The sequence below is a fragment of the Lactiplantibacillus plantarum genome (assembly GCF_014131735.1).
In the GTDB taxonomy this organism is placed as follows: Bacteria; Bacillota; Bacilli; order Lactobacillales; family Lactobacillaceae; genus Lactiplantibacillus; species Lactiplantibacillus plantarum.
This window is the reverse complement of the sequence record NZ_CP039121.1, coordinates 280,431-306,113: the sequence shown is the minus strand read 5'-3', so window position 1 is coordinate 306,113 and position 25,683 is coordinate 280,431. Positions and strand designations below refer to the sequence as shown.

The 25,683-nt window shown below is 45.2% G+C and carries 27 protein-coding genes; 9 read left to right on the top strand and 18 right to left on the bottom strand.

Annotated elements, in window-relative coordinates; all coding sequences use genetic code 11:
- From E5260_RS01335 to E5260_RS01315, 5 genes are all read right to left on the bottom strand, one after another.
- Positions 1-366 carry a hypothetical protein gene (locus E5260_RS01335; protein WP_003642960.1) on the bottom strand — a complete coding sequence of 122 codons (366 nt, stop codon included), beginning with the start codon at positions 364-366 and terminating at the stop codon, positions 1-3.
- Between the two features lie 34 nt (positions 367-400).
- A complete protein-coding gene (locus E5260_RS01330; RefSeq protein WP_003642961.1) occupies positions 401-907 on the bottom strand; it encodes a putative immunity protein in 507 nt (168 codons plus the stop codon).
- A 232-nt stretch (positions 908-1,139) separates the two neighbouring features.
- Positions 1,140-1,583: an Hsp20/alpha crystallin family protein gene (locus E5260_RS01325; protein WP_003642962.1), complete on the bottom strand. Its 444-nt coding sequence runs from the start codon at positions 1,581-1,583 to the stop codon at positions 1,140-1,142.
- Positions 1,584-1,678: 95 nt separating this feature from the next.
- Positions 1,679-2,035, bottom strand: coding sequence for a hypothetical protein (locus E5260_RS01320; RefSeq protein WP_003642963.1), 357 nt, complete (start codon positions 2,033-2,035; stop codon positions 1,679-1,681).
- Positions 2,036-2,246: 211 nt separating this feature from the next.
- On the bottom strand, positions 2,247-2,390 hold the full coding sequence (locus E5260_RS01315; protein WP_003642964.1) for a hypothetical protein: 144 nt from the start codon (positions 2,388-2,390) through the stop codon (positions 2,247-2,249).
- Between the two features lie 164 nt (positions 2,391-2,554).
- Here E5260_RS01315 and E5260_RS01310 point away from each other — a divergent pair, with 164 nt between their 5' ends.
- Together E5260_RS01310 and E5260_RS01305 are read left to right on the top strand one after the other, a co-directional pair.
- Entirely contained in the window at positions 2,555-3,193 is a 639-nt protein-coding gene (locus E5260_RS01310; RefSeq protein ID WP_003642965.1) for an SDR family oxidoreductase, read from the top strand.
- 326 nt (positions 3,194-3,519) lie between these two features.
- Complete coding sequence (locus E5260_RS01305; RefSeq protein WP_003642966.1) at positions 3,520-3,978, top strand: GNAT family N-acetyltransferase; 459 nt, start codon at positions 3,520-3,522, stop codon at positions 3,976-3,978.
- 186 nt (positions 3,979-4,164) lie between these two features.
- Here the strand turns inward: E5260_RS01305 and E5260_RS01300 are convergent, their stop codons facing one another.
- From E5260_RS01300 to E5260_RS01270, 7 genes are all read right to left on the bottom strand, one after another.
- Positions 4,165-5,073 (bottom strand): DMT family transporter, encoded by a 909-nt coding sequence (locus E5260_RS01300; protein ID WP_011102124.1) that lies wholly within the window; start codon positions 5,071-5,073, stop codon positions 4,165-4,167.
- Between the two features lie 385 nt (positions 5,074-5,458).
- A complete protein-coding gene (locus E5260_RS01295) occupies positions 5,459-6,157 on the bottom strand; it encodes a VIT1/CCC1 transporter family protein (RefSeq protein ID WP_003642968.1) in 699 nt (232 codons plus the stop codon).
- 25 nt (positions 6,158-6,182) lie between these two features.
- Positions 6,183-6,860: a VIT1/CCC1 transporter family protein gene (locus tag E5260_RS01290; protein ID WP_003642969.1), complete on the bottom strand. Its 678-nt coding sequence runs from the start codon at positions 6,858-6,860 to the stop codon at positions 6,183-6,185.
- A 278-nt stretch (positions 6,861-7,138) separates the two neighbouring features.
- A complete protein-coding gene (locus E5260_RS01285; protein ID WP_003642970.1) occupies positions 7,139-8,125 on the bottom strand; it encodes a choloylglycine hydrolase family protein in 987 nt (328 codons plus the stop codon).
- Between the two features lie 96 nt (positions 8,126-8,221).
- Positions 8,222-10,261 carry a heavy metal translocating P-type ATPase gene (locus tag E5260_RS01280; protein WP_003642971.1) on the bottom strand — a complete coding sequence of 680 codons (2,040 nt, stop codon included), beginning with the start codon at positions 10,259-10,261 and terminating at the stop codon, positions 8,222-8,224.
- A 319-nt stretch (positions 10,262-10,580) separates the two neighbouring features.
- Positions 10,581-11,009: a CopY/TcrY family copper transport repressor gene (locus tag E5260_RS01275; RefSeq protein ID WP_003645550.1), complete on the bottom strand. Its 429-nt coding sequence runs from the start codon at positions 11,007-11,009 to the stop codon at positions 10,581-10,583.
- Between the two features lie 197 nt (positions 11,010-11,206).
- On the bottom strand, positions 11,207-11,479 hold the full coding sequence (locus tag E5260_RS01270; RefSeq protein WP_003642973.1) for a hypothetical protein: 273 nt from the start codon (positions 11,477-11,479) through the stop codon (positions 11,207-11,209).
- Positions 11,480-11,609: 130 nt separating this feature from the next.
- On the opposite strand from E5260_RS01270, the gene E5260_RS01265 reads away from it, so the two are divergent.
- The 4 genes from E5260_RS01265 (at position 11,610) to E5260_RS01250 (ending at position 14,555) form a co-directional block, all read left to right on the top strand.
- On the top strand, positions 11,610-12,026 hold the full coding sequence (locus E5260_RS01265) for a hypothetical protein (protein WP_003645549.1): 417 nt from the start codon (positions 11,610-11,612) through the stop codon (positions 12,024-12,026).
- Positions 12,027-12,358: 332 nt separating this feature from the next.
- Positions 12,359-13,792: a DHA2 family efflux MFS transporter permease subunit gene (locus E5260_RS01260; protein WP_003642975.1), complete on the top strand. Its 1,434-nt coding sequence runs from the start codon at positions 12,359-12,361 to the stop codon at positions 13,790-13,792.
- Between the two features lie 235 nt (positions 13,793-14,027).
- Complete coding sequence (locus E5260_RS01255; RefSeq protein WP_003642976.1) at positions 14,028-14,210, top strand: hypothetical protein; 183 nt, start codon at positions 14,028-14,030, stop codon at positions 14,208-14,210.
- Between the two features lie 51 nt (positions 14,211-14,261).
- Complete coding sequence (locus E5260_RS01250; protein ID WP_003642977.1) at positions 14,262-14,555, top strand: hypothetical protein; 294 nt, start codon at positions 14,262-14,264, stop codon at positions 14,553-14,555.
- Positions 14,556-14,629: 74 nt separating this feature from the next.
- On the opposite strand, the gene E5260_RS01245 is transcribed toward E5260_RS01250, so the two are convergent.
- Positions 14,630-15,013, bottom strand: coding sequence for a DUF1398 family protein (locus E5260_RS01245; protein ID WP_003643516.1), 384 nt, complete (start codon positions 15,011-15,013; stop codon positions 14,630-14,632).
- A gap of 48 nt (positions 15,014-15,061) precedes the next feature.
- Complete coding sequence (locus E5260_RS01240) at positions 15,062-16,435, bottom strand: cytosine permease (protein WP_025015654.1); 1,374 nt, start codon at positions 16,433-16,435, stop codon at positions 15,062-15,064.
- A 144-nt stretch (positions 16,436-16,579) separates the two neighbouring features.
- Here E5260_RS01240 and E5260_RS01235 point away from each other — a divergent pair, with 144 nt between their 5' ends.
- Positions 16,580-17,803: an MFS transporter gene (locus tag E5260_RS01235; protein ID WP_003642980.1), complete on the top strand. Its 1,224-nt coding sequence runs from the start codon at positions 16,580-16,582 to the stop codon at positions 17,801-17,803.
- A 170-nt stretch (positions 17,804-17,973) separates the two neighbouring features.
- On the opposite strand, the gene E5260_RS01230 is transcribed toward E5260_RS01235, so the two are convergent.
- From E5260_RS01230 to E5260_RS01220, 3 genes are all read right to left on the bottom strand, one after another.
- On the bottom strand, positions 17,974-18,912 hold the full coding sequence (locus E5260_RS01230; RefSeq protein WP_003643518.1) for an alpha/beta hydrolase: 939 nt from the start codon (positions 18,910-18,912) through the stop codon (positions 17,974-17,976).
- 124 nt (positions 18,913-19,036) lie between these two features.
- On the bottom strand, positions 19,037-19,507 hold the full coding sequence (locus tag E5260_RS01225; RefSeq protein ID WP_003642982.1) for a DUF1836 domain-containing protein: 471 nt from the start codon (positions 19,505-19,507) through the stop codon (positions 19,037-19,039).
- Between the two features lie 807 nt (positions 19,508-20,314).
- Positions 20,315-20,569, bottom strand: a complete 255-nt coding sequence (locus E5260_RS01220) for a hypothetical protein (RefSeq protein WP_003642985.1) — start codon at positions 20,567-20,569, stop codon at positions 20,315-20,317.
- Between the two features lie 27 nt (positions 20,570-20,596).
- Here E5260_RS01220 and E5260_RS01215 point away from each other — a divergent pair, with 27 nt between their 5' ends.
- Positions 20,597-21,070 (top strand): nucleoside 2-deoxyribosyltransferase, encoded by a 474-nt coding sequence (locus tag E5260_RS01215; RefSeq protein ID WP_003642986.1) that lies wholly within the window; start codon positions 20,597-20,599, stop codon positions 21,068-21,070.
- Between the two features lie 87 nt (positions 21,071-21,157).
- On the opposite strand, the gene E5260_RS01210 is transcribed toward E5260_RS01215, so the two are convergent.
- Positions 21,158-23,770: a cation-translocating P-type ATPase gene (locus tag E5260_RS01210; RefSeq protein ID WP_003642987.1), complete on the bottom strand. Its 2,613-nt coding sequence runs from the start codon at positions 23,768-23,770 to the stop codon at positions 21,158-21,160.
- Positions 23,771-24,011: 241 nt separating this feature from the next.
- Between E5260_RS01210 and E5260_RS01205 the strand changes: the two genes are divergently transcribed.
- Positions 24,012-25,562, top strand: coding sequence for a bifunctional metallophosphatase/5'-nucleotidase (locus E5260_RS01205; RefSeq protein ID WP_003642988.1), 1,551 nt, complete (start codon positions 24,012-24,014; stop codon positions 25,560-25,562).
- Positions 25,563-25,683: the final 121 nt, after the last annotated feature.

The following is a 25,683-nucleotide window of genomic DNA, read 5'->3' as shown; positions in this document are numbered from 1 at the left end:
TTAATCCAAAGTGTTAGCCAAATCTACGAGTGTTTTTTCGTAGTGATCCGTCACACTTTCATCCTGGAAATCGGCATTGAAAACGGCCAATGTCAAATACTCGGGGTATTTTAAGATGACCGCTGCTAGCCGCTTATTAATATCTGGATATTTTTGATCTTCATTATTCAAAATATCCAGACTCGCTTGGTAACAAACATTGGCTAAAAACAAATAATCCACAAAATAATTAAATCCTGGTTCGTTTTTTAATTCAAAATGCGCCTTCACGTCCACTGTTTCCGAAATATTCGTTAAATACTTCGTTACAATTTCTTGATACTGACGTAACAACTCCGCCTTTGCTTCTGCATGTACCGTTGCCATAAAATATCCCCACCTAATTTAATCTCTGTGAAGATTATAGCATACGGCGTAACCCCTGCTGAATGTTAGCTGCTAATCCAGCTAACTGATCGTACTGCCACTGACGCTCGGCAGTGACCGCAACCATGTCATTTGGTTGCGTTAAATTAACCAATTTAATTGCTTGGTCCGAGGCCCGCAGCGCATTTTCATCCGCATCTGCGGAAGCTACGGCCCAGCGAACGCAGTCCAGTGCCGCCGCGCCAATGGAACTCGTCGTCGTTGCACTTAACTTAGTCAATCTTGTCAGTGCCTGCCGTACCTGGTAGCCACTAACAAGATTAACTTGCCACAATTCATTAGCATCAATTGCGAGTCGCAATTGTCGATCATATTTCTGTTGGTTATCAACATACTGCAAGGCTTTCTTGGCGATAATTAACGCCCATTTAGCCAATTGTTGTTGTGAGAGTTCACCAGTCAAAGCTTCGATTTGAGCCCGTATTCCAGGGTCATCGTCAATCTCAATCTTAGGGTGACTCGGTCTAAAACCTTCCGTCATCACGCATTCCTACTTTCTTACAAATCCGACAACAAACATATCCTATCATTATCAATATTCAGTTCAATTGATATATCGATAGGATTAAATTGTACCAGAAATCCAGCAAAGATGTGAGTATCTGACTCCAGATTTCATCAAAAATTTACAAATTCTTGTAACCGTTTCATCCACTATAAATACAATAAAAAGACGCCCTGCCACCAATCGCGGCAAGTCGTCATATAAACCATTACTGAATTTCAATATGATGGGTATCCGCAGCTGCCTTCTTTGGCAAAGTTAACTGCAACACCCCATTTTCATATCGTGCTTCGATCTTGTCAACATCAACGTCGGGTAAAGAATATTGCCGGCCAAAGCGACCAGTTTGACGTTCGCTCGCGATAATATTACCATCTTTATCGCTTTCATCACTAATACTATCGCGTTTTACAGCAATCGATAATGTGCCATCCCGATACTTCAAGGCAATATTCTGTTTATCGATTCCAGGAACATCGACTTTCATCGTGTACTGATCGTCATTTTCTTTAATATCAGTCTTTAGGACCGACCCATGACTACCAGCATTTAAGAATGTCCGACCGAATCCATTAACCAAATCGTCCATCTTAGTCCAGTCATTCAACCGATCAAATAAATCATTGTGCCAATTCATCATATCGTTAGCCATTATGAAATCACCCTTTCAATTTGTTTACATCATTAATAATAAGCACTTTCATCAAGATTGCAACAATTTAGCACTCTCCGCATCAGAGTGCTAAATCACTCCACTTGATATGCCCGCATATCAACTGGGATCACCCTGACCATTTTATGTGGCGTGATTGTTAGTTGCTGGGTCGTCATCTTCGTAGGCCAGCGAGACTGCGGGCGATCAGCTAATTCCAAACCGACCAACATTCTGATTCGATCCAGAATATCAGGCACCCCAAATACATTATTACCCTGATTAAATGAAGTTTGGAGCATATTAATGGCAACCTGTAAGCGCTGATTATGGAAGCTAAAGGTTACTGGCACGTACACCAGATCAGTAGACGATAATTGCTCTTGTGCCAACGTCTTATCAAGCTGCGCCATAAACGCTGTAAATTGATCCATTTGCGTCACCCCCATCATTAATTACCGCTATTATACTGCAAGACTGATGTGACAGCTATTCAAATGGATGGCTGTCATAGCATTGCTAACAACCGACCATCAGTCTCCGTGCCAACTGCAATTTTGCTCGAACCAGTCAATCATCACCAGGCGATCCCGTGCACTCATTTTGGACAAAATAAAAGGGCGCGACCAATGTCTCGCCCTAACTGAAGAATCACGCTAATTATTAGTTATTAGATAACTTTTTAGCATCTTCATCGATCGTTTCGAAACCGGAAACGCCACTCTTCTTCTTTGGATGCTTTGCACGTTCTTCTTCGGCTTTTTGAATCATAGCCTTTTTTTGTTCCTTGCTAAGCTTTTGTGCCATGATTATCGCCTCTTTTATCTTGGACAGCGAAGTACAACTTCGCTACATGTTTATTATAAGTCTAAATTCAAAAAGTGGCACAAATTTGCTTAACTTTTTTGAAACTGCTTACTTGAATTCTGTAATAATTAAGTTTACAGTTAAGATGTTCAGGAGGGGATTATATGACAAATGTATTGATCTTAGGGGCTGCGGGCCAAATTGCTCGTTTAGCCGAACAGCAATTTTTAGCCAACACAACTGATAATTTGACACTTTACTTACGTAATAGTAGCCGGGTCGCAGACCAACAATCTGACCGGGTGACGATTATCGATGGTGACACGACTGATGAAGCCAAATTAACCCAGGCGATGACGGGACAAGATGTCGTTTATGCTAATTTGGCTGGTCAAAACATCAAACAGCAGGCTGAAACAGTGTTAAAAGCCATGCATACCAGCGGCCTCAAACGGCTCATTTGGATCTCAACTTTAGGGATCTATGACGAAGTTCCCGGCAAGTTCGGTCAATGGAACAACGCAACGTTGGGTAGTTACCTGACGCGCTACTACGCCGCGGCTGAAGTCCTAGAAAATTCCGATCTCGACTACACAATCATTCGCCCTGCGTGGTTGACTAATAAGGACGAAATCGACTACGAAATAACCCAGCGACACGATCCGTTTAAGGGAACTGAAGTTTCTCGTAAGAGCATTGCGGCACTCGTCGTTAAATTAACCCAAGATCCCACAAGTAACATTCGCACGTCTTTAGGTGTTAACAAACCTAATACCGATGGTGACAAACCTGCTTGGTATTAATTAATTACCAGGCCGTCAAAAAAACAATTTAAAGATCAACCAGAATCACCACAATAGGCAATGCGTGGTGGTTCTTTTATTATCCATCAAATTATGAGAAAAATGATAATATCTAGACAGTTAACTAACGATGACTGATAATCAAGCTATCAATTCACTGGTACAACCAGCAATCCGTTCTCATGTTTTTTTCATCAAAAGCAATACCTGTAACCATTGATAAATCGCGGGTCTTTGCAATTGACGGTCAAAAATACAAGTGTTAAATTATAGACTCAATTTGAAAATAACTGGCGATATTCTTCAGTTTTCAAGGAGGCTTTCACTTGAATTTGAAATGGTACGTTAAGCAATTTAATGGTCTAACCACCACCCAACTGCACGATATTTATCAACTTCGTGCCAAGACCTTTATTAAAGAACAAGATCGGTCTTACCAAGACCCTGATGATACTGACTTGGACGCGCGTCACGTCTTCGCCTACGATCAGGGGCAACTCGTCGCTTATGCACGAATTTACGAACATGCTGGGGTCGTTTCGTTCGGCCGGATAACGACTGACAGTTGCTATCGTGGGACGGGCCTTGGCAAGCAACTCATGAATCACGTCATGGCAATTCTTAAAGTGCATTACAGCGCCGCCACCATTGAAATCGATGCCCAAACGCACGCCCAGAAGTTTTACGAGAAGTTCGGATTGATTGCGGAAGGTCAGCCTTATATTGACCTGGGTGCCGAAGTTATTAAAATGCACGCCCCCGCCCGGAAACTGGTGTTGGCGTAGCACAACTTACCAACCATCGTCCCCCAAGATAACTTTAATCTACTCAAATTATGATTAAAGCTGCGCATCAGAATGTTAAAATTCTGACACGCAGCTTTTATTTTTGGTCATTTCACAAATGGTCAAGTCCTGCTGAGCCCTTATTCAAGGGCCCTAACTAAACAAAAATGATAACTATCATTACAACTAATCACTAGCCGGATCACTCCGATACTGCTGCAAGATATAAATCGCGACAATCACCAATAACGAGCCGAGGATTTCGACCCATGTCACTTGTAAGCCTAAGAAAATAATACTTAGTACAAAAGTCACTACTGGTTGGACGGCATCAACAATACTGACCACCGCAGACGGCGCGTACTGTAGACTATGTAGCAACGATAAGAAAGCAAAAATCGTCCCGATTAAAACGATGGCGCCAATTGAAGTCACTAGCGTTGGTGTAATTTTTGGTGCACCGATCCAAATTGGGTGATATAAATTAAATAGGATTCCCGCAATCAATGTCCCCCAACCAAGAATCACGACCGGTGAATTTTCGGCTACAATCTTTCGCGGCAAGACTACGTACAAGGCCGCTGTTACCCCCGAAAGGATTCCCCAGACGAGTGCATCCATCGGAATCGCCAACTCATGAATGTTACCCTTAGTGATTGCTAAAAACACCCCCAACAAGGAGACCGCAAACGCAATTAAATCAGTTCGTAAAGGCAGTTCCCGTTTAAACAGCAACGTTCCTAGTACAATAAACAAAGGACTTAAGTATTGTAAAATAGTGGCGGCAGCGGCTGTTCCGCGCTCAATACTGATGTAAAAAGTATACATATTCGCCATCAATCCCACTGTCGCGTATGCCACTAATTGTCCAACCGACGCCCAAGATCTAAAGACTTTGAAGATTTTGGTACCCTGTTGCACAAATCCAATCGCTAACAGAATGATTCCAGCAGATAACGTCCTTACAGATAAGAACCAATCAGCCGGGATGGCTTGGTTTTGTGATACGAACTGCATCACTGTACCTGAGACTCCCCACAGGGTCGAGGCCAACATCGCCCACATGATGCCCTTCATATAACGGTTAGTTGTCATATTTTTCAATTTCGCTCTACCTCAATTTAATTAATGGCAATATTATACCGAGACTTAATTAAAACTCACTGAAAATCGAGCGTTGTTTTTTAGGAAGATTCAGTAATCTTTATCATAATCAAGTTCTATCATCTATAAGCAACGATAAATCCGAACTTTTATTACTCATTGTGCGCAATTACACGGAAACCGCCCTCAACTAAATAGCACTGGGGCAGGTAACTACAGTAATTGCCCGCCCCAGTGCTATTTAAGTTCGTACCGATCCTAACAATTTGCGCCCATACTGATGCCGTTTCCAGCACACCGTACTTCAAGTGCCGTTTGGTTAGCTATTGTTTCACTGTTGACAATCCCTAGTCCGAACTGACCAGGACAGAAGTACTTAAAAGAGCGTCCCAACGTAGTAGTGAATGAACATCGTCACGATCCCAACGAGCACGTTGCGAATCACCGCCGTCTTCACATTGCCCTTACCTAATACGGCCGATAAATATCCTGTTAAGGCCACGGCAACGGACACCGCGATAATTGTTGCCGGCCACTGCCAATGAGCCGGTGCAAACGTCATCGCGAGCAACGGGAAGACGCCTCCTGCTGACGCTGAGAATAGCGATGCAAACGCTGCATCCCAAGGATTCATATAGTGTCCTAGTTGCATATCATATTTGATGCTGACAACGGTTGCCAATGGTTTTTTAGTTAATAAATCGCGTGCAATCGCCATCGCCGTCTCTTCCGTCACGCCAAGAGTCATATAGTGGCGTTGAACAGCATGCAATTCACCCTCAAAATCCGTCTTCAGCAATTGCCGCTCCTTTTCAACCACGGCTTTTTCAGTGTCCTTCTGCGTGCTGACCGAAGCATATTCTCCTGACGCCATCGAAAAAGCACAGGCTAATAAATCAGATAATCCAGCAATAAAAATCGTGAACTGATTAGTCGTGGCGGCCGCCACACTAAACAGCACCCCCACAACGGTTAAAATACCATCATTAGAACCTAAGACACCTGCTCGTAATGAGTTTAACTTCTCATCCATCGTTTGTTTGGTCTTCTCAGACTTTGTCCTTGTCAGTTGCATAAGCTCGCTCCCCTTGACCCTTTAATTAAGCAAATAAGTGACCAATAAAGTACGTTACGATCATCGTCAATAACCCGGCAACGACGTTACGAACCATTCCACGCCGACGATTAGCATTACCCAGCATCGCCGCTACGTATCCCGTAATCATTAATGCAATTCCGACAGCCAACACCGTTGCTAACACCTTCACCCGTGGTGGGAAAAAGGTGATCGAAACTAATGGCAAAATTGAGCCAGTGGGAAAAGCAATCATCGACGCAATACCAGCCGCATACGGACTGATGAACTGGTTCGGATTGAAACCATAGCGCTCACGCACCGTCGTAGTCAGCGCATCTTCCGCCATCATTTCCCGGGTTGCTTGTTGCGCCAACGGTTTACTGATTCCTTGATTGACATATTTTTGTACGACTAGCGACGCTTCTGCTTCATAATCATCGGCAAGTGCTGCCTTCTGCTTAGTAATCGCCATTTTTTGTGAATCTTTTTGCGTATTCACGGAGACGTATTCACCCATGGCCATTGAAATCGTCCCAGCCAACATCCCGGCTAGTCCAGATATTAAAATCGAAAAACTATTGGTGGTTGCCCCCGCAACGCCAACAACAATGCCGGCAACTGATAGAATTCCATCATTCGCTCCCATGACACTTGCTCGCAAAATATTAACCCGCTGTGCCAAAGACATCCTTTTTTTCATGTTTGCCGCCTCCGTAAATACTTTATAATCATTATTACCTAGTAAATATTATATCTTTCAGAAAGAAAATGCAAGGCTTATTTGTAATCATTATCGAGTATAAGTTATGTATCCCTAAACTATAATATAGTGTACCACCATTTAATTATTAAAGTTAATTTGAATAATTATTATAGGTCATTGAAAGTACTATTCTGCCTAGAATCAAAAAAAGCAGCACCGTTAGCATAAAATGCTAACGGTGCTGCTTTCATATTTTGACCCTAATATATTCCAACTTAGTTTGCTAACCGGAACTGTTGGGTTGTCTTTAATTCAAATTCAGTCGGTTGCGCGGCCGTCATTAAAGCTGGTGTCAATTCGACCCGCGTAATCGTCTGATCCGCGTATGGTTGCATGTAAAATGCTGGTTCATTCATGCTCATATAGGCGCGGTACTGGGTATAATCTGGCGTCCCGTTATCTTGCATCTTAACGCCCTTAGGAATCTCCACTGAGTTCAGCATGTGTGATAATGCGTTGACAGCTTCTGCATCAGTCGTTACTGCATCCGTATGTTCACGCATGAAGACCGTCCGAACGAAGCGTGCAACTGACGTATAGTCACCATGCATTCCCAACGCCCCAGTTCCAGGACCGAAAGGATTCACCGTCATGTCACCGTATTGACGACTAGGATGAGGGCCGGGTTGTAAGTTGACGTAATTACTCAAATTCTTGAGATGCCATTCAAAATCTGGTGTGTTCGTCATGACGCCCACCGGATTCTTCATGTAGTGAACACCGTCATTTTCCAATTCTAAGACGTAAGTAGAACCACTCTTGTCACTAATGATCCAGTGTAGTGGTACCACAATATTCAATAGTGGTGCGGCGGCTTCCATCACGTTCAAGTCAGCAATCCGTTCGCCTAATTCAGCAGTGCTCTTCACGTTTCCTAAAATCCACATTAAAACTTCGTGGGGTGCCAAGTTAACCTTGCCAGCCTTAGTCTGCTGAGTAAAGTGAGCTTGTCCCGAGAAATAGAGTGCAGCAGCACTGACCCCGTGCTCATTGACACCATCGACAAAGATATAGCCATTTAAGTCACGGCCCGTTCCAACAAAGCTATACGGGCTATCAAAACCGTCCGCATTGGTAACACTGTCAAAGTGGTGATTCCGTGGGATTGCCACTGGTCGACCACCAAGTTCAAAAGCAAAGTCCATGGTGCGTGCTAAAAACTGATCACCCGCCGTGGTTTGAATCGTTAAACTAGTACACATGGGTTTCACATCCTTGATTTAAATACTATTATTCTAGCATCTAAACCCATTATAAACACACATTTGCACAAATTAATTTACGCCAATCAGTTTACCTTAGTCTTTTAATCGTAACGTCATCGCATTAATTGCCACGATTACCGTGCTTAATGACATCACTACCGCACCAAACATCGGGTTCAAAATAAAGCCGAGTGGTGCGAGAATACCAGCAGCCAAGGGGATTGTGATGACATTGTATCCAGCACCCCACCATAAATTTTGCGCCATCTTCCGGGTCGTTCGCCGGGCCAGAGCCAAGAAATCGACCACATCATTTGGATTACTCTTAACGAGAACGATATCAGCAGAATCAATAGCAACGTCAGTCCCAGACCCAATGGCAACGCCAATATCTGCCCGGGCCAGACTAGGGGCATCGTTAACACCATCGCCAATCATCATAACGTGGCTACCATCAGCCTGATACTGTTGAACGAGCTTAGCCTTATCTTCGGGCAATAAACCCGCATGCACTTCTGTAATTCCGAGCTGCTTAGCAACGACTTGGGCGCTCTGCGGATTATCACCGGTTAGCATTACTGGGGTAATGTTTTGGGCCTTCAAACTATCGATCAAGTTCTTGGCTTCCGGCTTGATCTGGTCACCCTGAGCGACAAAACCTAAGACTGTCTGCTCCTGAATCAAAAAACTGACTGAGTTACCGGCACTTGCCAGTCGATTGAACGTTTGCTGGTCATAGGCTAAATTTTGTTTATCCAAGTAAGCTGCCGAAACGATCTGATACGTCTGCCCATCAATCGTGCCGCTTAACCCGACACCAGTAATCTGATGAACATCCTGACTAACCTTAGGGGTTAACTGATGTTCCTTAGCGGCAGCAAGAATTCCGACAGCTAAGGGATGACTAGAGCCATTTTCCAAACCGGCCATCATCGCCAAGACTGCGTCCGCAGTTAGCCGGTCGGCGCTACTTTGATAATCAGCGACCTTAAAGTTACCAGCTGTCAATGTCCCGGTCTTATCCATCAACGCGTAGTTCAACTTTTTGACTTGTTCCATCGCATCCCGATTACGAATCAGTAACCCGTGGCTGGCCGCAATCGCCGTACTCCGTGCCACTACCAATGGAATTGCCAATCCTAAAGCGTGAGGACAAGCAATCACGAGCACTGTCACCGCAATTGATAGTGCTAACGCCAGATTGCCCACGAGTAACCAGACGATAAAGGCAACGATTGCAACGGTCAAGGCAGCGTAGAACAAGAGTCCGGCCACTTTATCCGCCATATTTTCTTGCGACGATTTGGCCGCCTGTGCGTCACTGACTAACTTCATGACTTGGGCTAAGTATCCGGATTCACCAGTCCCGGTGACTTTCATCTCAAACGTCCCATCACCATTGACTGAACCACCCACAACTTGATCCTTAGCGCGTTTTTCAACTAACTTAGCTTCACCAGTAACCATCGCTTCATTCACACTAGTCGCACCATTTAACACTGTGCCGTCAGCTGGAATTTGTTCACCAGCCCGGACCTGAACTTGATCACCATTAGCTAGATCAGCAATTGCCACGTCATGGACCTGCCCATCAACTAACTTATGTGCCGTACTTGGTAATAGTTTTGCTAGTTTATCTACCGCCGATCCCGCATTCATGACCGTATTCATCTCGATCCAGTGGCCTAACAACATGATGACGATCAAAGTCGCTAGTTCCCAGAAGAAATCGGTCACCATTGGTTTTGCATTTAACAAGTCATTGGCAACCACAGCATAGATACTGTAAACGTACGCCACACTGATACCCATTGTAATCAACGTCATCATGGCAGGCTTATGATTTTTGACCTCCGCCTTGGCACCGCTGAAAAACGGTTGCCCACCGTATAGAAACAGGATTGTGCCTAAAATTGCGACGATATAATCGGACCATGGCCGAAAAACGATTTGAAATGGTAAATTGACCCCCATCATCGGACTCATAATGATAATCGGAATCGTCAGAACTAACGCTACCCAAAACTTCAACTTGAGATTGCCCATGTGCATCATCTCACCGTTACCCATATCCATATCGCCCATGTCATTTGAATCATGGTGCGCCATGTGTTGCATATCCATGTCTTTCATAATAGCGACCTCCCCTAGTCGGATTGTCTACATCTGTAATTTATGGTTAAAGTTTACAATTGTAGACGATAAAAGTCAAGAAAAACACTTTCTTGACTTTTTGTCGCCATTCATCTGTTTTCTGAGTATCCTATCTTGAAAGTAAGTCCCTTCCATTAGGCGCACTATAACTGATGGTTCCGATTAAGGCCTGCACGAATGCCCCATGTTCAGTTAGCCAAGTATCTTTAAGATCATTTCCCTCAAAAAATGTCATGTTCAGATTAAGAAAATCCAAACATGACATTCAGTGTTATTTCAATATTCGTTTATAACCACATTAACACCGCGTCCCCGGCACACAATCGCAGTCCACCATTTCTGGCGCATCCTTGGCTTTTTCAGCCAATACTGCCTGTAAAGCGGCGATATCCGTTTGACTCAATTCCGTTTGGTTAACAAGGTCCACCAACGTTTGACCAACGCGCATCTGACATAAATGACCGAAGAGGGTGCCCACGGCCTCATCCATCGATGGCTGTTCCTCAACCATTGGATAATAATTGAACGCTCGACCATTCTTTTCAGCACGTAACGCACCTTTTTTGACGAGCCGTCCAAGCAGTGTCTTGACCGTTGCTGTCTTCCATCCCATCTTATCCGCCATGATCTCAGCGACCTGACTACTCGTGACATTGCCCAACGTCCAAGCAACCCGCATGACTTCCCATTCGGCATCACTGATTTCAATTTTAGTTTGTGCTTCCAATGGTTTGACCACCCTTCGAATTAAATTAACTGTAGTTTACAACCGTAAACGTAAAAAAGCAACTATCACTCTCGCATGGTTCACCATCTAGCATAGCGCAATTTTCTTTCTAATAACAACATTGACTGCCATTAACCACTACCCAAATCATCACTAGTTAGGTTAATAACTTGATTGGCGCAAAAAAACGGCCCTAATTACTGAGCCGCAACAAAATGATCTAATAATGATGATAACGCCGCGACGCTATCTGGATAATTGCTCGGATGTTGTAACAGGTAACTCTTGATTTTGCCGTGATACAATACCGTCGTGGCGGCCTGTCCGCTCGTCTGCAATAAACTCCGCCGAAATTCATTGAGCAACAGTTGTAACCCGCTTTGCGCTGCGTCTTGGCGCTCCAACATCAGTGCCGCACGGCTGATAGCATCGAGAACCTGCGTTTGCGTGATTTGTGATTGTGTTGACATGTTTTTCCCTCTATTTACTGTAATATGCTTAAGTATACACCGTTAGTGGCACAAACAGGTATTATTTATCTGTTGAAAAACTATGTTATGCTACTAAATATTAATTATTTTAGTGACGGGGGTTCAGCATTTGAAACCAAACTCAAAACTATTACAGCGACTACGATCATGGATGCGTGGGCGGTACGGTCAAAACGATACGTTAAACCGCTTTTTAAACAATCTCGCTTTACTATTGATCGTCATCAGTTTTTTCATTCGCACCGGGTGGCTACTCTTAATTGCCGTGATGCTCATCGGTATTAGTTACTGGCGTTTGTTCTCTAAAAAGATTTATCAGCAAGTTGCGATCAATCGCGGCTTTCAGCGCTTTTGGTCACCGATTATTCGCCCATTCAGCCGTTTAAAATACCAGGTCAAGCAGCATTGGCAATACCGCTTTTTCCGCTGTTCACAGTGTCACCAACGGATTCGGATTCCGCGTCATCATGGTCGCGTTCGGATAACTTGCCCCCAATGTGGACACCAATTCGAAGCTAAAGTGTAACCATCGTGCTTGGATGAAAACATAACGATTGTTGAACATAACTGATCCGCCTGCAGACCTGATTTTGCTTAGCAACCACCTATAATAGGCCACCTTAGTTTGACACTGAGGTGGCCTATTTACATACAAAAACACTATTTTAACAACCATTACGTGCTACCTTTCTCGCTCAATGAAACTGCCGACAATTGCAGTCACAGACGTACTAGTTGAGTGATGGTTTTCAAACTACCGTAAATCAATCCTCTTTTTTCAGAAAAAACACTTACGAAAAAAATAATTTTCTGGTATGCTAACCCATTGTATTCAGGAAAGTGAGTGTGAACAATATAATGGATTCAGTACAAAGTAGCCCGCAAGCTAAACAACGGGCCCGCGTTCCCGTTGCCCATCCCATGCTAGCCATGATGGGGATGTTAATTGGTGGTTTTGTTGGGATGTTTAGTGAAACATCACTGAACATTGCCCTCCCCCAATTGATGGCTCAGCTACACGTGTCAACGGCAACTGTGCAATGGCTAGTAACCGGTTACATGCTTATGATTGGGATTGTCCTTCCACTTTCAAGCTTAATTACCAAATGGTTTACGACCCGCCAAGTGATTTTATTTGCCCTGATTGACTTCGCCGTTGGTGCGATTATTTCGGCTTCAGCGCCTGGCTTTGGCGTGTTATTATTCGGTCGAATGATTCAAGGTATCGCAACTGGCCTGATCTTACCACTCATGTTTACCGTGGCTATGCAGATTTTTCCACCCTACAAATTAGGGGCAGCTATGGGGATGGTCGGTTTAGTCATCATGTTCGCACCGGCCGTGGGTCCAACGATTGCTGGAGCCATCTTAGGACTAGCTTCATGGCGGTGGATTTTTTGGCTCTTTATCCCATTCTTGATTATTGCCTTTATCTTTGCCGTCACTTCACTTAACAACATTGCGAAAGTAACCCGGCCGAAAGTGGACTTCTTATCCATTTTACTTTCAATGGTTGGCTTTGGTAGCCTTGTTGTTGGCGTTAGTCTTGCTAGTGATCAAGGTTGGGGGTCGCCCGCTGTACTAGGTGCCTTAATTTTGGGACTGGTTATTCTGGCTTGGTATGCCCATCGACAACTCACCATGGAATCGCCAATTCTGAACCTTAAGACATTTGCTATCCCTGGTTTTCGGGTTGGCGCTTGCCTCGTTATGATTAACTTTGGGATTATCTTATCAGCCATGTATTTACTCCCAATGTACATTCAAAAGGGGCTGTTGATTCCCGTTGCCTTGACTGGGGTCATCATGTTACCCGGTGGCTTGATGAACGCAATTGTATCGGCCGTCTCGGGTCGCTTATATGACTCGATTGGCGCCCGCACTCCAGCAATGCTGGGGTTCTTGATTTCAATGGTTGGTGCCCTCATGTTGGCACTGACAACCACGCAGAGTGCAACGTGGTACGTTATTTTGGCCCACGTTATCTTAATGATTGGGGCGCCATTAGCGATGTCCCCTTCACAGACGCATGGTTTAAATTCCTTAACGGGACCAATTGCCGCCGATGGTAGTACAATCATGAACACACTACAGCAAGTCGTTGGTGCCATTTCAACCGCAATTGCAACGAGCTTATTAGGCATTGGCCAAGCTTCTTACTACGCCAATGGGGGTCATCAAGCTTCTAGCGCGTTCGTCAACGGTGCCCATTACGGGTTCTACTTTACGTTTATTTTAGCGCTCGCCGGTTTGTTGCTTGCAACCCGTTTGTCTAAAAAAACGACTAACTAACTGTCATTAATCAAAACTAGCGCTGTTAATCATAAGCAGCCTAGTTTTTTTATTTTACGATCGATTATCATTGAAGTAGTCTTGGGTGGCTTCTCATCAGCAAGCCACCCAAGACTACTCAGTCACCATGCAATGCTTAGCGTTCTTACCACACTAAGAATCCTGATAAATAATTGCACTTTATCGCATTTTAATGCACAATTAAAATGATAATATGAGGAGTCGAAAGTAATTTATGGAATTGACAATTGGTTTAATTATTGGCACCAGCATCATTCTTGCCATACTGTGTGGCATACTCAGTATTTACTACTATCACCACACCAAAAAGCTGAACGGTACGATCTGGGCACTCATTGGTATTGCGCTATTGTGCCTGGCTGGCTTTTTTGTTTGGGTCGTCTGGTTTGGGTTATAAACTAAACTGCGGCTCACCGTTACTAGTAACCAATCCGAGGAGGAATTGCTCATGAACCCAGAAGACATGTTTCAACGTTATCTCAACAAATATCAGATCACGTATCAACATCCTGAACATGGTCTAGTTATGCTGACCTCCCCTGTCTGGCCCCAACATCCCGAGCTCCAGCAGGCCATTCAAAGCGCTTTTCAAGGCCTAAACGGCGTCACTAGTATTACAATCAATAGTCCCGAACAATTAGTCATGCGCTATCACTCTGATCAGTTACGGCGGCTAAGTCCGCTGACTTTACTTAGCTTAGAACGCCAGTTAAGCAAGCAATATCATCAAGCTGGCTATTAAACTTAATGGAACGCAAAAATGCAGGCTACCCGGTTAAAAGTGGTTAGTCTGCATTTTTGCACTTTATTATTGATTTAGAATGTTACAGCTGCCATGATTTTACCTTCATCGCCGCTAAAATCGACGATGTGGCGTTTTAAGTTAGCAGTCCAAGCTTGACACCCAGCCTTGGCAAACTGCTTGACAGCGTCTGCTAGAGCCAGCTGGCCAGCAATATATTGCTTCGCGATTTGTTCAACTGCCGCGGCATCTTCTTCACGAGCGACCCGGACTGCTAAGCCATTCGTCCGCCGTTCCACGAGATAACCGTTCTCACCAAAGTAAGTTGTGGCACCAGTAGCAACATCATATTGAAAATGTTGAACGCCCAAATCGGCTTCTTTTTTGGCAATCGTGGCAAAGTCTGCGTGGTCACCTAAATTATTTAATACGTCATCGATCTCAGTTAATTTAAACATCATGACACCCCTCGTTCTAATTTCGTTTACTTATCTATTGTAATCCAATTAGACACGTTTGGCAGGTAACGGGTAGAAAATTCGCATTAAAGCCACGTAAATGACCCCGATAAGCGCCATGTCAATGAAAGTTGCACCAGTCACCGTCGCAATCCAAACAACGTGCTTCAATAACAAGAAGATGGCCACACCTAGTACCCAACATAATAGCGCAATCCAGTTCACCCCATGATGATACCAATACTGCCCCTTAGAGCTCGCCAGTTCGTTGATATCATAGTGCTGACGATGCCGCCAATAGTAATCGACTAACATCACGCTGATCATCGGTCCAAGCACCATCCCAATATAATCTAGGAACGCCGTGAATGCAGCTAAAAAACTCCCCATGATTAATGGAATCAGTGTGACTAACGTGGCAATGATTGTCACGGCCCACAGTGCTGGTCGTAACCGAATCCGTGGGAAGATATTCGACAGCGCCGAACCAGCCGCCAATAAGTTTACCGCGTTCGCCGTCATACTCGTTAAGACAATCACCAGTAGTGCTAATACCCCCAAGCCTAGTCGACTCGCAATGGTACTCGGGTCAGAGTTATTAGGATCATAAGTTCCAGAAGTAATCGCGATACTGATCGTCGCGGCAAGCCCGATAAAGGCGAACCAGAACAAGCCGGTAAAGGCCCCTAAAAATGGCATGCCAGTCGCGCCACTCTTTTTGCGCGTAAACCGCGTAAAATCAGCACCCGCTGTCACCCAAGACAAATTGAACGCCGCTAGCGTATCCATCCCAGCCCCCGCCGTCATATGTAAATGTGTCGGCGCCTGCCACGTTAACAAATCATGCACTGAGACCGTCTGGAACACGACGACCGTCTCCCCTAAAACAAATAAGATGACAAGAATAATACCTAAACGTTCAATCATCTGAACCGACCGTTGACCGACCGAAACACTCAATAAATGCAACACACTCATGACAATAATTCCGAGGATCAGTCCTTTAGCCCCACCGGGTTTACCATAGACTGGCCAGCCAACTAGATCGTGTAATAAATAGCTGACAGAAGTTGCTGCAATGAACGTGTTTACCGCTGTCCAGCCAATATACTGGGTCAAGTTCACAAAGGACGGAACGTAACTGCCCCGCACACCAAAGGAACCACGAATCAAGCTCATCGTCGCCGCCCCGGTCTTATACCCCATGAAGCCGACTAACGATAAACATAAATACGATAGCGTGGACGATGCTACAATCACTTTAAGCGCCGTCAATAAACCACACGCAGCCAATACACCACCAACGTACCACGTGCCATTATTGGCATTGGCGCCAATCCAAGTTGCAAACATGTCCCAATTAGACATGTGTCGGTGCTTAGGCGCCACCATTTCTATTTGATACTTTGACTCTTGCTGCACATCGTTCACCCTTTCTACAATGTTTTCCATTGTAGTTTTTTTAGTGACGCTTGGTCAAGTCTATTTAACTAAGTTAGTTAATTGCACAAAACTTAAATTCGCATTAAAATAATCTTAATAAGTTAATTAAGGAAGTGACAGATTGTGAAGGGCGCATTGACAGGCTGGCGCCGGAATCTCGCTGTTCTCTGGCTAGGAACATTTATCGCCGGAATGGGATTTTCTGAAGTCATGCCATTCTTATCATTATACGTTGGTCAAATGGGGGATTTCTCCAAAAACGAACTCACGATGTATAGTGGTATTACATACGCAGTGACTTTTTTTGTCGTCGCTGTTGTCTCACCATTATGGGGTAAACTCGCTGACCGGCGTGGTCGCAAAATCATGCTGCTGCGTTCTTCGCTTGGGATGGCCTTTGTTATCGGTGCGATGGGATTTGTCCATAACATTTGGATACTCATTCTACTTCGGTTCTTACAAGGCCTGTGTGCCGGCTACATTCCCAATGCTAGCGCCCTAATCGCCACCGAAACTCCCAAGGAAAGTAGTGGGACCGCAATCGGTATCCTAACAACTGGCTACGTGTCTGGTAACTTGATCGGCCCGATTCTCGGTGGCGTACTCGCCCAAGTTTTCTCTATTCGTTTGACTTTCATTATCACCGGAATTTTGCTACTGATCGTCTTCGTATTGAGTCTGACACTCGTCCACGAAAGCTTTAAACCCAGCGACGCGCCGATTGCTAAACGTGACGGCGGTCTACTCAGCCAATTTAAAAATCCAACGTTGATTATCACACTGCTCGTCTCCACGATGATTATTCAAATGGGGAATAATTCCATCACGCCCATTATTAGTCTATATGTCAAAGAACTGATGCATAACGTCGGCCCAATCACCGTCGTTGCTGGAATCATTGCCGCTCTACCCGGAATTTCGACGCTATTATCGGCGCCGCGACTCGGACGGCTCGGTGATCACCGGGGGGCTGACCGTATCCTTGTCTTTGGTTTCGTCTTTGCCATCCTGATGTACTTTCCACAAGGCTTCGTCTCCAGTGTGTGGACATTAGGGCTATTGCGCTTCATGATTGGGATCTCTGACGGGGCCCTCTTTCCAACGGTGCAAACATTATTATCCAAAAATACACCCCGCGAGTTAACAGGCACTATTTTCAGTTGGAATCAATCTTTCCAAGCGGCTGGCAGCATGCTCGGCTCCTTACTTGGTGGCGCCGTCTCCGGCTGGTTCGATTACAACGGTGTCTTTATCTTCACCGCCTTGTCATTACTGCTTAACTTCATCGGCGTACTGATCTTTATACCAAGTATGCGGCACCCATTTGCAAAACACTCGGTTGATTAACCGCGCTATTTATCAAGTTCAAAAGCTATCAGCTTAGTCCCGGAGATCGGACCAGGACGCGGACCGGCTGACAAACACTAATCCGACTAGCATATTTTAACCATAATAAAGGTCACCAATCAGCAATCGCTGCTTGGTGACCTTTATTAGTTATTCTATTCCGTTAGCTCTTACTTCAAATATTTTGCCATGAACTGGCTTACTTTTTGTTGATATAATTGCGGATAACGCGTGTATGATTCCGCGTGACCAGCTCCTGGAGCCACCCATAATTGCTTTGACTTGACCGTCGTAGCGCGGTAGTTCTGATATACCATCTTCGTGGGGACAAAAGTATCCTTAGCACCATGAATAAAGAAGATTGGCAACTTATTCTTCTTGAGCTGGTTTACTGAACTCGCCGTCATAAAGTTGAAGTGGGCCTTCGCTTGAGCTACCCAGCTTGCCGTATACAGCAGTGGAAACTTCGGTAAGTGATATAGTTGATTCAGCTCATATCCCAATTCATCACCAACACTGGTATAGCCACAATCTTCAATAATCGCTTTAACTTGTGATGGAAGTTTCTCGCCACTCATCATCATGACAGTCGCACCACCCATTGAAACGCCAAAGAGTCCAATCTGACTATTTTGGCCTACGCGGCGAATCACCTGTCGCGTCCACTTTAGATAGTCCAACCGGTCAGGCCAACCAAAACCATAGTAATCCCCCTGACTCTGACCATTGCCACGATCATCCGGTGCCAGCACATTATATCCTTGGCGATGCCACAATCGAATATAGCTCGCCATCTGCTCCTTGTTACCCATGTAACCATGCGCCACAATAATCGTTTTGGTGGTTCGGTGCGCAGCTGGTACATAGTCCGCAACTAACTTCAAATGATCCGTTGCGGACGTCTCATGCCAGGTCTGCTTGTTGACCCGTTTCAGCCACGCTTGGTTCTGCTTCAACTTACTTTTACTCTTACTAGAACTATGGTTCAAAACTTTCGGGGTGGGTTCAAATGCAAAGTGATATAAATAAAAACTACCGCCCGCGACCCCAATGACGATCACGGTCAAGAATGCAATGAGCGCAATTGTCCATTTTTTGCGTGTTGTCATATTCTCTTTCTCTCTTTCATACCTAATCATATCTGCTAAGCCTAATTCGCTTTAATTCGAATACGCTACAAGCAGCCATAGCGATATTATCAAACGCTATTCTCAATTATGTGCCTATCTCAACTCAATCTACCAATTCGTTAAGCGCTCGGATCGTTAATAAATGTGCCGCCACCGTTTGAGCTGCTAATTGAATTGCCCGTGCTAACGGGTCAACCGTCGACAAGACGACCGGTTGTCCAGCAAGCGTAGACTCGAATGCTTGCCGAAATTGCTGGTACCGCGGCTCAATCTGACGCGAATCACGAATTTGCAAAATTGCTTTACTAATTACTGGTAATGAAAAATCAGTCTTCAAAATTGAAACGACTAGTACCGCCACAATCTGATTCCGGGTATACCGATGTCCAACCGGCCGACTGAAAAAATGTTGTTTCACGTAACTATTAATCATCGTCTTCGTTACGGCAGGTAACCCCAGCGGCTGAATTGTTTCATTAACAAGTTGCAACAACTGTTCCATATAAACGGGCACCGCGGGCAACTCTTCCCACGAAAGTAAATAGTTACTAGTTGATCCAAATTCCTCCATCATCCAATCCTCCTCACTACCCTATTTAATTTAGCCCAATTTAGATTTTAATTCAACAATATCTAATCATCACCTTGTTATAAATAGAATTATAATCTATATATCCACTCTGCTAATTATTATTCGCCTCAAAAATTATTAAAAGGTGCTTATTTTTGGATTGCTGTTCGTCAGCAATGATCGTCCTATTCCGACCTCCGGGGCTGGGTGACAATTGCTGGAACGTAAGCCGACGTCGATTTGAGCCCGTGCACAACCCGCCCGGTCTCAAATACGAGTCTTATTCTAAGCCGGAAGCAGACCACTTCCGACTAAGAATAATTTGGCTACTGAGCATTGTCACCCAGCCCCTCCAGTCTCAAGCTTGCGAGGGGCCACGGGTTGAAGCCGAGCATTGCCTGCCAACGGATTAATGCGGTTTTGGCATTAGTCCATTGGCGTAGCAAGCACAGGCTTTAGTGGCACCGAACACGTTTCGGTAAGCCGCTCGAATGGCTGATGAACGGCCACTTAACTTAGCACAATTTATCGTTGACTATTTTGATATTAAACAAAGACAAAGGGTTAGGGTGCACTAGGCACTCTGTCAGGAGTTTGAATCTTACTATGCCGATTCAGGATTAATGAGCTACCTCAATATCATTTTCAGTTTGACAGTTGATTAACAAAATTACTGTTTACAAAAAGCAACGGCAAATTCATCAAAAGTTAAGTACAGCTTCGTCTGCCATTCGAATGCTCTCCCGACTGGAAGGCGTTTCTGACAATGCCCAGTGGTGAAATTTCACTTAGCAAGTGTCCTGTGCTTGGTTATTGAAAGGCCAGTATTTGAGACGTGATTTTTCGGCTCAAGTCTGTGCCCACCACGTTCCGGCAATTGGCAGAAATGCCTGGAAGTCGGTGTAGGACGAACCAACCAAGCATGTTTACGCTGATTCGAACTTTTTCCAGCGGGCCTAAGCTGGCTATTTTTGAACTTTCAAAATAGGCACCTTTTAATAATGATTCACGCCAAATCAAGGCTTGAAAGCCACCCCATATTTCCGCTAAAATAGGCTTATCCAAATTTTGTTATCCAGAAAGGAAATCATTATGAATAACGTTTACCTAGCTGCACCGTTTTTTGACGAGGCTCAGAAGGAACGCATCCAACAAGTGAAGTCGGCGCTGTTGGCTAACCCGACGATCAACCCCGATGGTATCTTCATCCCAGAAGAACATCAATTTGAAGAAGAACCTTTTGGTAGCCGTGCTTGGCAACAATACGTCTACGCATCCGATATGCGTCAAGTTCATCGGGCCGATGTCGTTGTTGCCATTCTTGACTTCGACATGACTAGTGCAACCAATGAGCCAGATTCTGGCACAATGTTTGAAATCGGTGCGGCCGTGGCTGAAAAGACACCCGTCATCATCGTTCAGTTTGATGCGAATAAAGAACTCAATTTAATGATTGCCCAAGGATTAACGGCCTATTTCGATGCTAGTAAAGATGGTCTGAAAGAATTATCTGCCTACAATTGTGATGACTTACGTTCTAAGCCCGCTCACCGGCCAGTATTTTAGGCACACAACTTAATGACACGAAAAAATGCTGCTTGCAAACGAATAACGTTTGTAAGCAGCATTTTAACTAACTTGAATTGATCATCCTTATTCAGCAGTATTCACGACTAATCGTGACTGTCGCCGCGCCTGCCAGCGCTTATTCAATTCCAGCACGAATGTTGGAATCAGCGTAGCTACTAGCACCGTTAACCAGCCTAACGCTGGTAGTGTCACTAAGCTAAAGAAACTACGGAACGGTGGTATCACTGCAATTGCCAAGACCACCAGAATTCCTAACAGCAATCCTCGGTTCAGCATTGGATTACGCATCATGCTTGACCAGCTGAGTGGTCGGCGATCCTTAATTGCATAGATGTCGATCATTGATCCTAATGCCAATACTAGAAAGACCATCGTCATCCCGACTGGGGCTTGACCATTTGTTAAGCCAAAGCGGCCAAACGCGTAAATTCCGAGGGTTAGTACGGTAAAAGTAGCTGCCCGGATAAACAACCGTTGACCAAGGCCCCGAGCTAAAATACTTTCGTCATTGGATACTGGTGGTTGTTGCATAGCTTGGGGTTCACCTGGCTCTTGGCTAATAAAGAATCCTGGAATCCCATCAGCAAGTACGTTAATAATCAGCAATTGTTCTGCTAACAGTGGCGCCCCCCAACCGAAGAGGACTGCACCAACCATCAAGAAGATTTGTGCAAAGTTGACACCTACCAAGAATTCAACGGCTTTAATGATATTCTGATAAACTGTCCGACCTTCCTTAACTGCTGCCATGATCGTCGCAAAATTATCATCCGTTAACACCATGTCAGCGGCTTCTTTAGATACTTCGGTACCCGTAATTCCCATTGCAATGCCAACATCCGCCGCTTTCAATGCCGGCGCATCGTTGACACCATCACCGGTCATCGCAACCGTCTTACCAAGACTTTGCCAAGCCTGAACGATTCTAATTTTGTCACTCGGCGACACTCGGGCGTACACTGCAATCTGATCGATTTGAGCCGTCAATTCTTCATCGCTCAATTGGCGTAACTCATCACCGCTAATTGCTTGCAGCTCAGGGGTTAAAATGCCAATTTCCTCAGCGATAGCCTTCGCAGTAACCAAATGATCTCCCGTGATCATAACTGGAAAAATACCCGCCTGTTTGGCTGCTCGAATGGCCGGAATCACTTCTGGTCGTGGTGGATCAATCAAACCAATCAATCCTGCCAATTGGAGGTCAGCTGTCAGGTCGTCCCAGTCAGTAGTTTGGACATCCGCGGGAATGATGCGATAGCCAACAGCTAAAACGCGAAGCGCCGCCTGCCCAAATTCATCATGGGCCACTTGTCCAGCAGCTAGGCTAGCTTGGTCAGGCTTCAGTGGTAACCGATCCCAAGCCCCTTTGACGATAACTAACCGTCGACCATGCGCTAATTCATGCACCGTCGTCATCATCTTCTTAGTTGAGTCAAACGGGTCTTCCGCAATTCGTGGGGTCTGCGCCTCCAAGCTGGGCCGATCTAAATCATGCTGAGCCAGCCAACGAATAACGGCTAATTCCGTTGCGTCCCCAATGGCTTGTTCTTCACCGTCAACGTGGTTAATCTCGGCATTCGTCGCTAATCCTAAGTAACGCATCAATGTTTGTCCCGCTGATGGCAAGGGCTGTTCGGTCGTCATAATGCCCGTGGTCGGCGTCCAATACTTTGTAATTGTCATTCGATTTTGCGTCAAGGTTCCGGTCTTGTCAGACGCGATTACATCGACACTCCCAATCGTTTCAACGGCACTAACTCGGCGCATGATGGCATTTCTGTCTGCCATCCGTCGAACACCGTGTGAAAGACTAATGGTCACGATGATCGGCAGAGTCTCTGGCACGGCCGCGACCGCTAATGAAACCCCAATCATCAAGCTATCGGCCAAACCTTGGTTTTGCACCCAAACACTCAGCGCAAAAATCGTAATACCACCTAAGACGGCAAATGTCGTTAACCAGCTTGATAGCCGATTAAGCCGCCCCTGTAATGGCGTGGCCCGTTGCTTCGTCTTGTTCAACAAACCTGCAATTTGACCTAACTCTGTGGCCATTCCGGTCGTTAAGACCTGAATCAATGCAGTACCGGCTGTGACGGCCGTTCCCGCATACACTTGACAGTTATCATCCAACTCACCGGTGTCCTGATAAATACTTTTTTCAACAGCTTCACTTTCACCTGTCAAGACTGCCTCATCAACGGCTAAGTTCGTGGCCTCTAACACGACCGCATCGGCTGGAACCTGGTCACCCGCTTTTAGTAGCACTAAATCACCGGGAACGATTTCTGGTGCCGCAATCGTTTGTACCTTCCCATCCCGTCGAACATTAGCTGTGGGTAAACTCATTGACTTCAGTGCCGCCAACGACTTTTCTGCGGAAGCTTCTTGGTACAAACCAATACAGACATTAATAACTAAAATGGCGCCAATCACAATGGTCTTTGTCCAGCCCCCATTCTGGGCAAGAGCCAAGTACGTGGCTAAACCAACTGCAAATAATAACACTAGCGATGAAACGTCGCTCATATGTTGCCAAATTTTACGCCATAACGGTACGGGGCGCGCAGCTACTAATTCATTTTTGCCGAATTTAGTTAGCTGGGTCGTCACCGCTGTGGTCGTTAAACCGGACTCGGGGGTAGGTTTGAATGGTGCATTCTGATAATTCTGCATCGTTTATTCCTCCGTAATTCGATTATCGTTGTCATTCGTCACTATTAATGATAGCGGAAACATTTTGTCGTTTTACGTACAAATTGTGAAAAAGTCGTGAAGATTAGAACGTACAATTAAAGCAGCCATTAAACATTAACCACAGGTCATCATCAAAAAACTGTTCAATTTATGACTAAAATCAAGTTACCAGCCATGAATATTGTTATAATAGAACACAAATATTCCTTGGAGGCACGTTATGAAAATCAAATTAATCTCAACTAGTGATGTGCACGGTTACCTCGCGCCAACTGACTACAGTCGTCGTGATAACATCGCACCATTTAGTCTTAGTCGTGCCGCTACTGTTATTCATCAACTGTCACGTGAAGATACGGCTGATGTCTGGCCAATCGTGATTGATAATGGCGACTACGTACAGGGATCACCGTTGACCTATTTCATTGCTCGCCACCACCAAGAAGCTGCACCGTTATACTCGCGCCTTGCAAATTGCAACCACGTTCAAGCCGGTATTTTCGGTAACCATGAATTCAACTACGGGCTCGACTACCTCGACCTGTGTGAATCAAGCCGCCAATATCCGATGCTGGCCGCTAATATTCATGATGACCTGCACCGCACCTTATTCTCCAAACCATACACAATTCTGGAACGCGCCGGAGTTAAAGTGGCAATTTTGGGTCTAACGACGCAATTCGTTGCCCACTGGGAACAACCACATCACATTGCCGGCCTGCACTTTGAGGACGTGGTTGCAACTGCTAAACATTGGGTGCCCAAATTGCGCCAACTGGCTGACGTCGTTGTCATCGCCTACCACGGTGGTCTTGAACGCGATCCCCAAACTGACCGTCCAACCGAACGCATGAATGGTGAAAACCGAGGTTCCGCACTATTAGCTGAAGTACCCGGCATTGATGCCATGATTACTGGCCACCAGCATCGACAATTAGCCGTTACAGTTCACGGTGTTCCCGTGACACAACCTGGTATGAAAGGTACTAATGTTGCTATGATTACCCTTGAGCTCGACCGCAATCATCAAGTGACGACCAGTCATCCGGAAATCTATCCGGTCGCAGATGCCACCCCCAATACCCAGGTAATGCAACTAGTTGGACCAATCAATGACCAGATGGAAGACTGGTTAGACACACCACTTGGCCAAATTAACGGCAATATGCTCGTACACGATCATCTTCAAGCACGGCTGCATAATCATCCTTACATCGATTTTATTAATCGCGTTGAAATGGCCGCAACCGATACCGATATTGCCGCAACAGCATTATTTAATGACGACGTACCAGGCCTCAAACAACACGTGACGATGCGGGAAGTCATGAACAGTTACGTCTACCCAAACAAACTTGCCGTTGAAGCCATTACTGGTGCTGATTTACGCGCCGCTCTTGAACGTTGTGCGAGTTACTTTCTCCTCCAAGACGGTCACGTTCGGGTCAATCCCGAGTTCATGCACCCTAAGTTGCGCCACTATGTCTATGATATTTACAGTGGCATCGACTATACTTTCGACCTTACCAAACCTTTTGGTCAACGTGTCGTTCAACTCGATTATCATGGGGCCCCAGTCACCGCTGACCAAAAATTAACGGTCACTCTGAATCATTACCGCGCTGGTGGCGGTGGGAATTACCCAATGTATCAAACAGCTAAGATTATCCGGCGCTTACCTACTGATATGACCGTATTAATTGCCGACTACTTTGCGCAACATCCCGTCGTCAACGCAACGCAACCGACTAATTTTCAAGTTCACTATTAAGACTAACGCGACAAACCCGCTCAAATATGCCCTATTTGAGCGGGTTTGTCTATACTGACGTTCACAACGTCTGGCTTAGTATCGTCGTTAAACCGTGCCAATTAACCTTTGTCAATCGGGA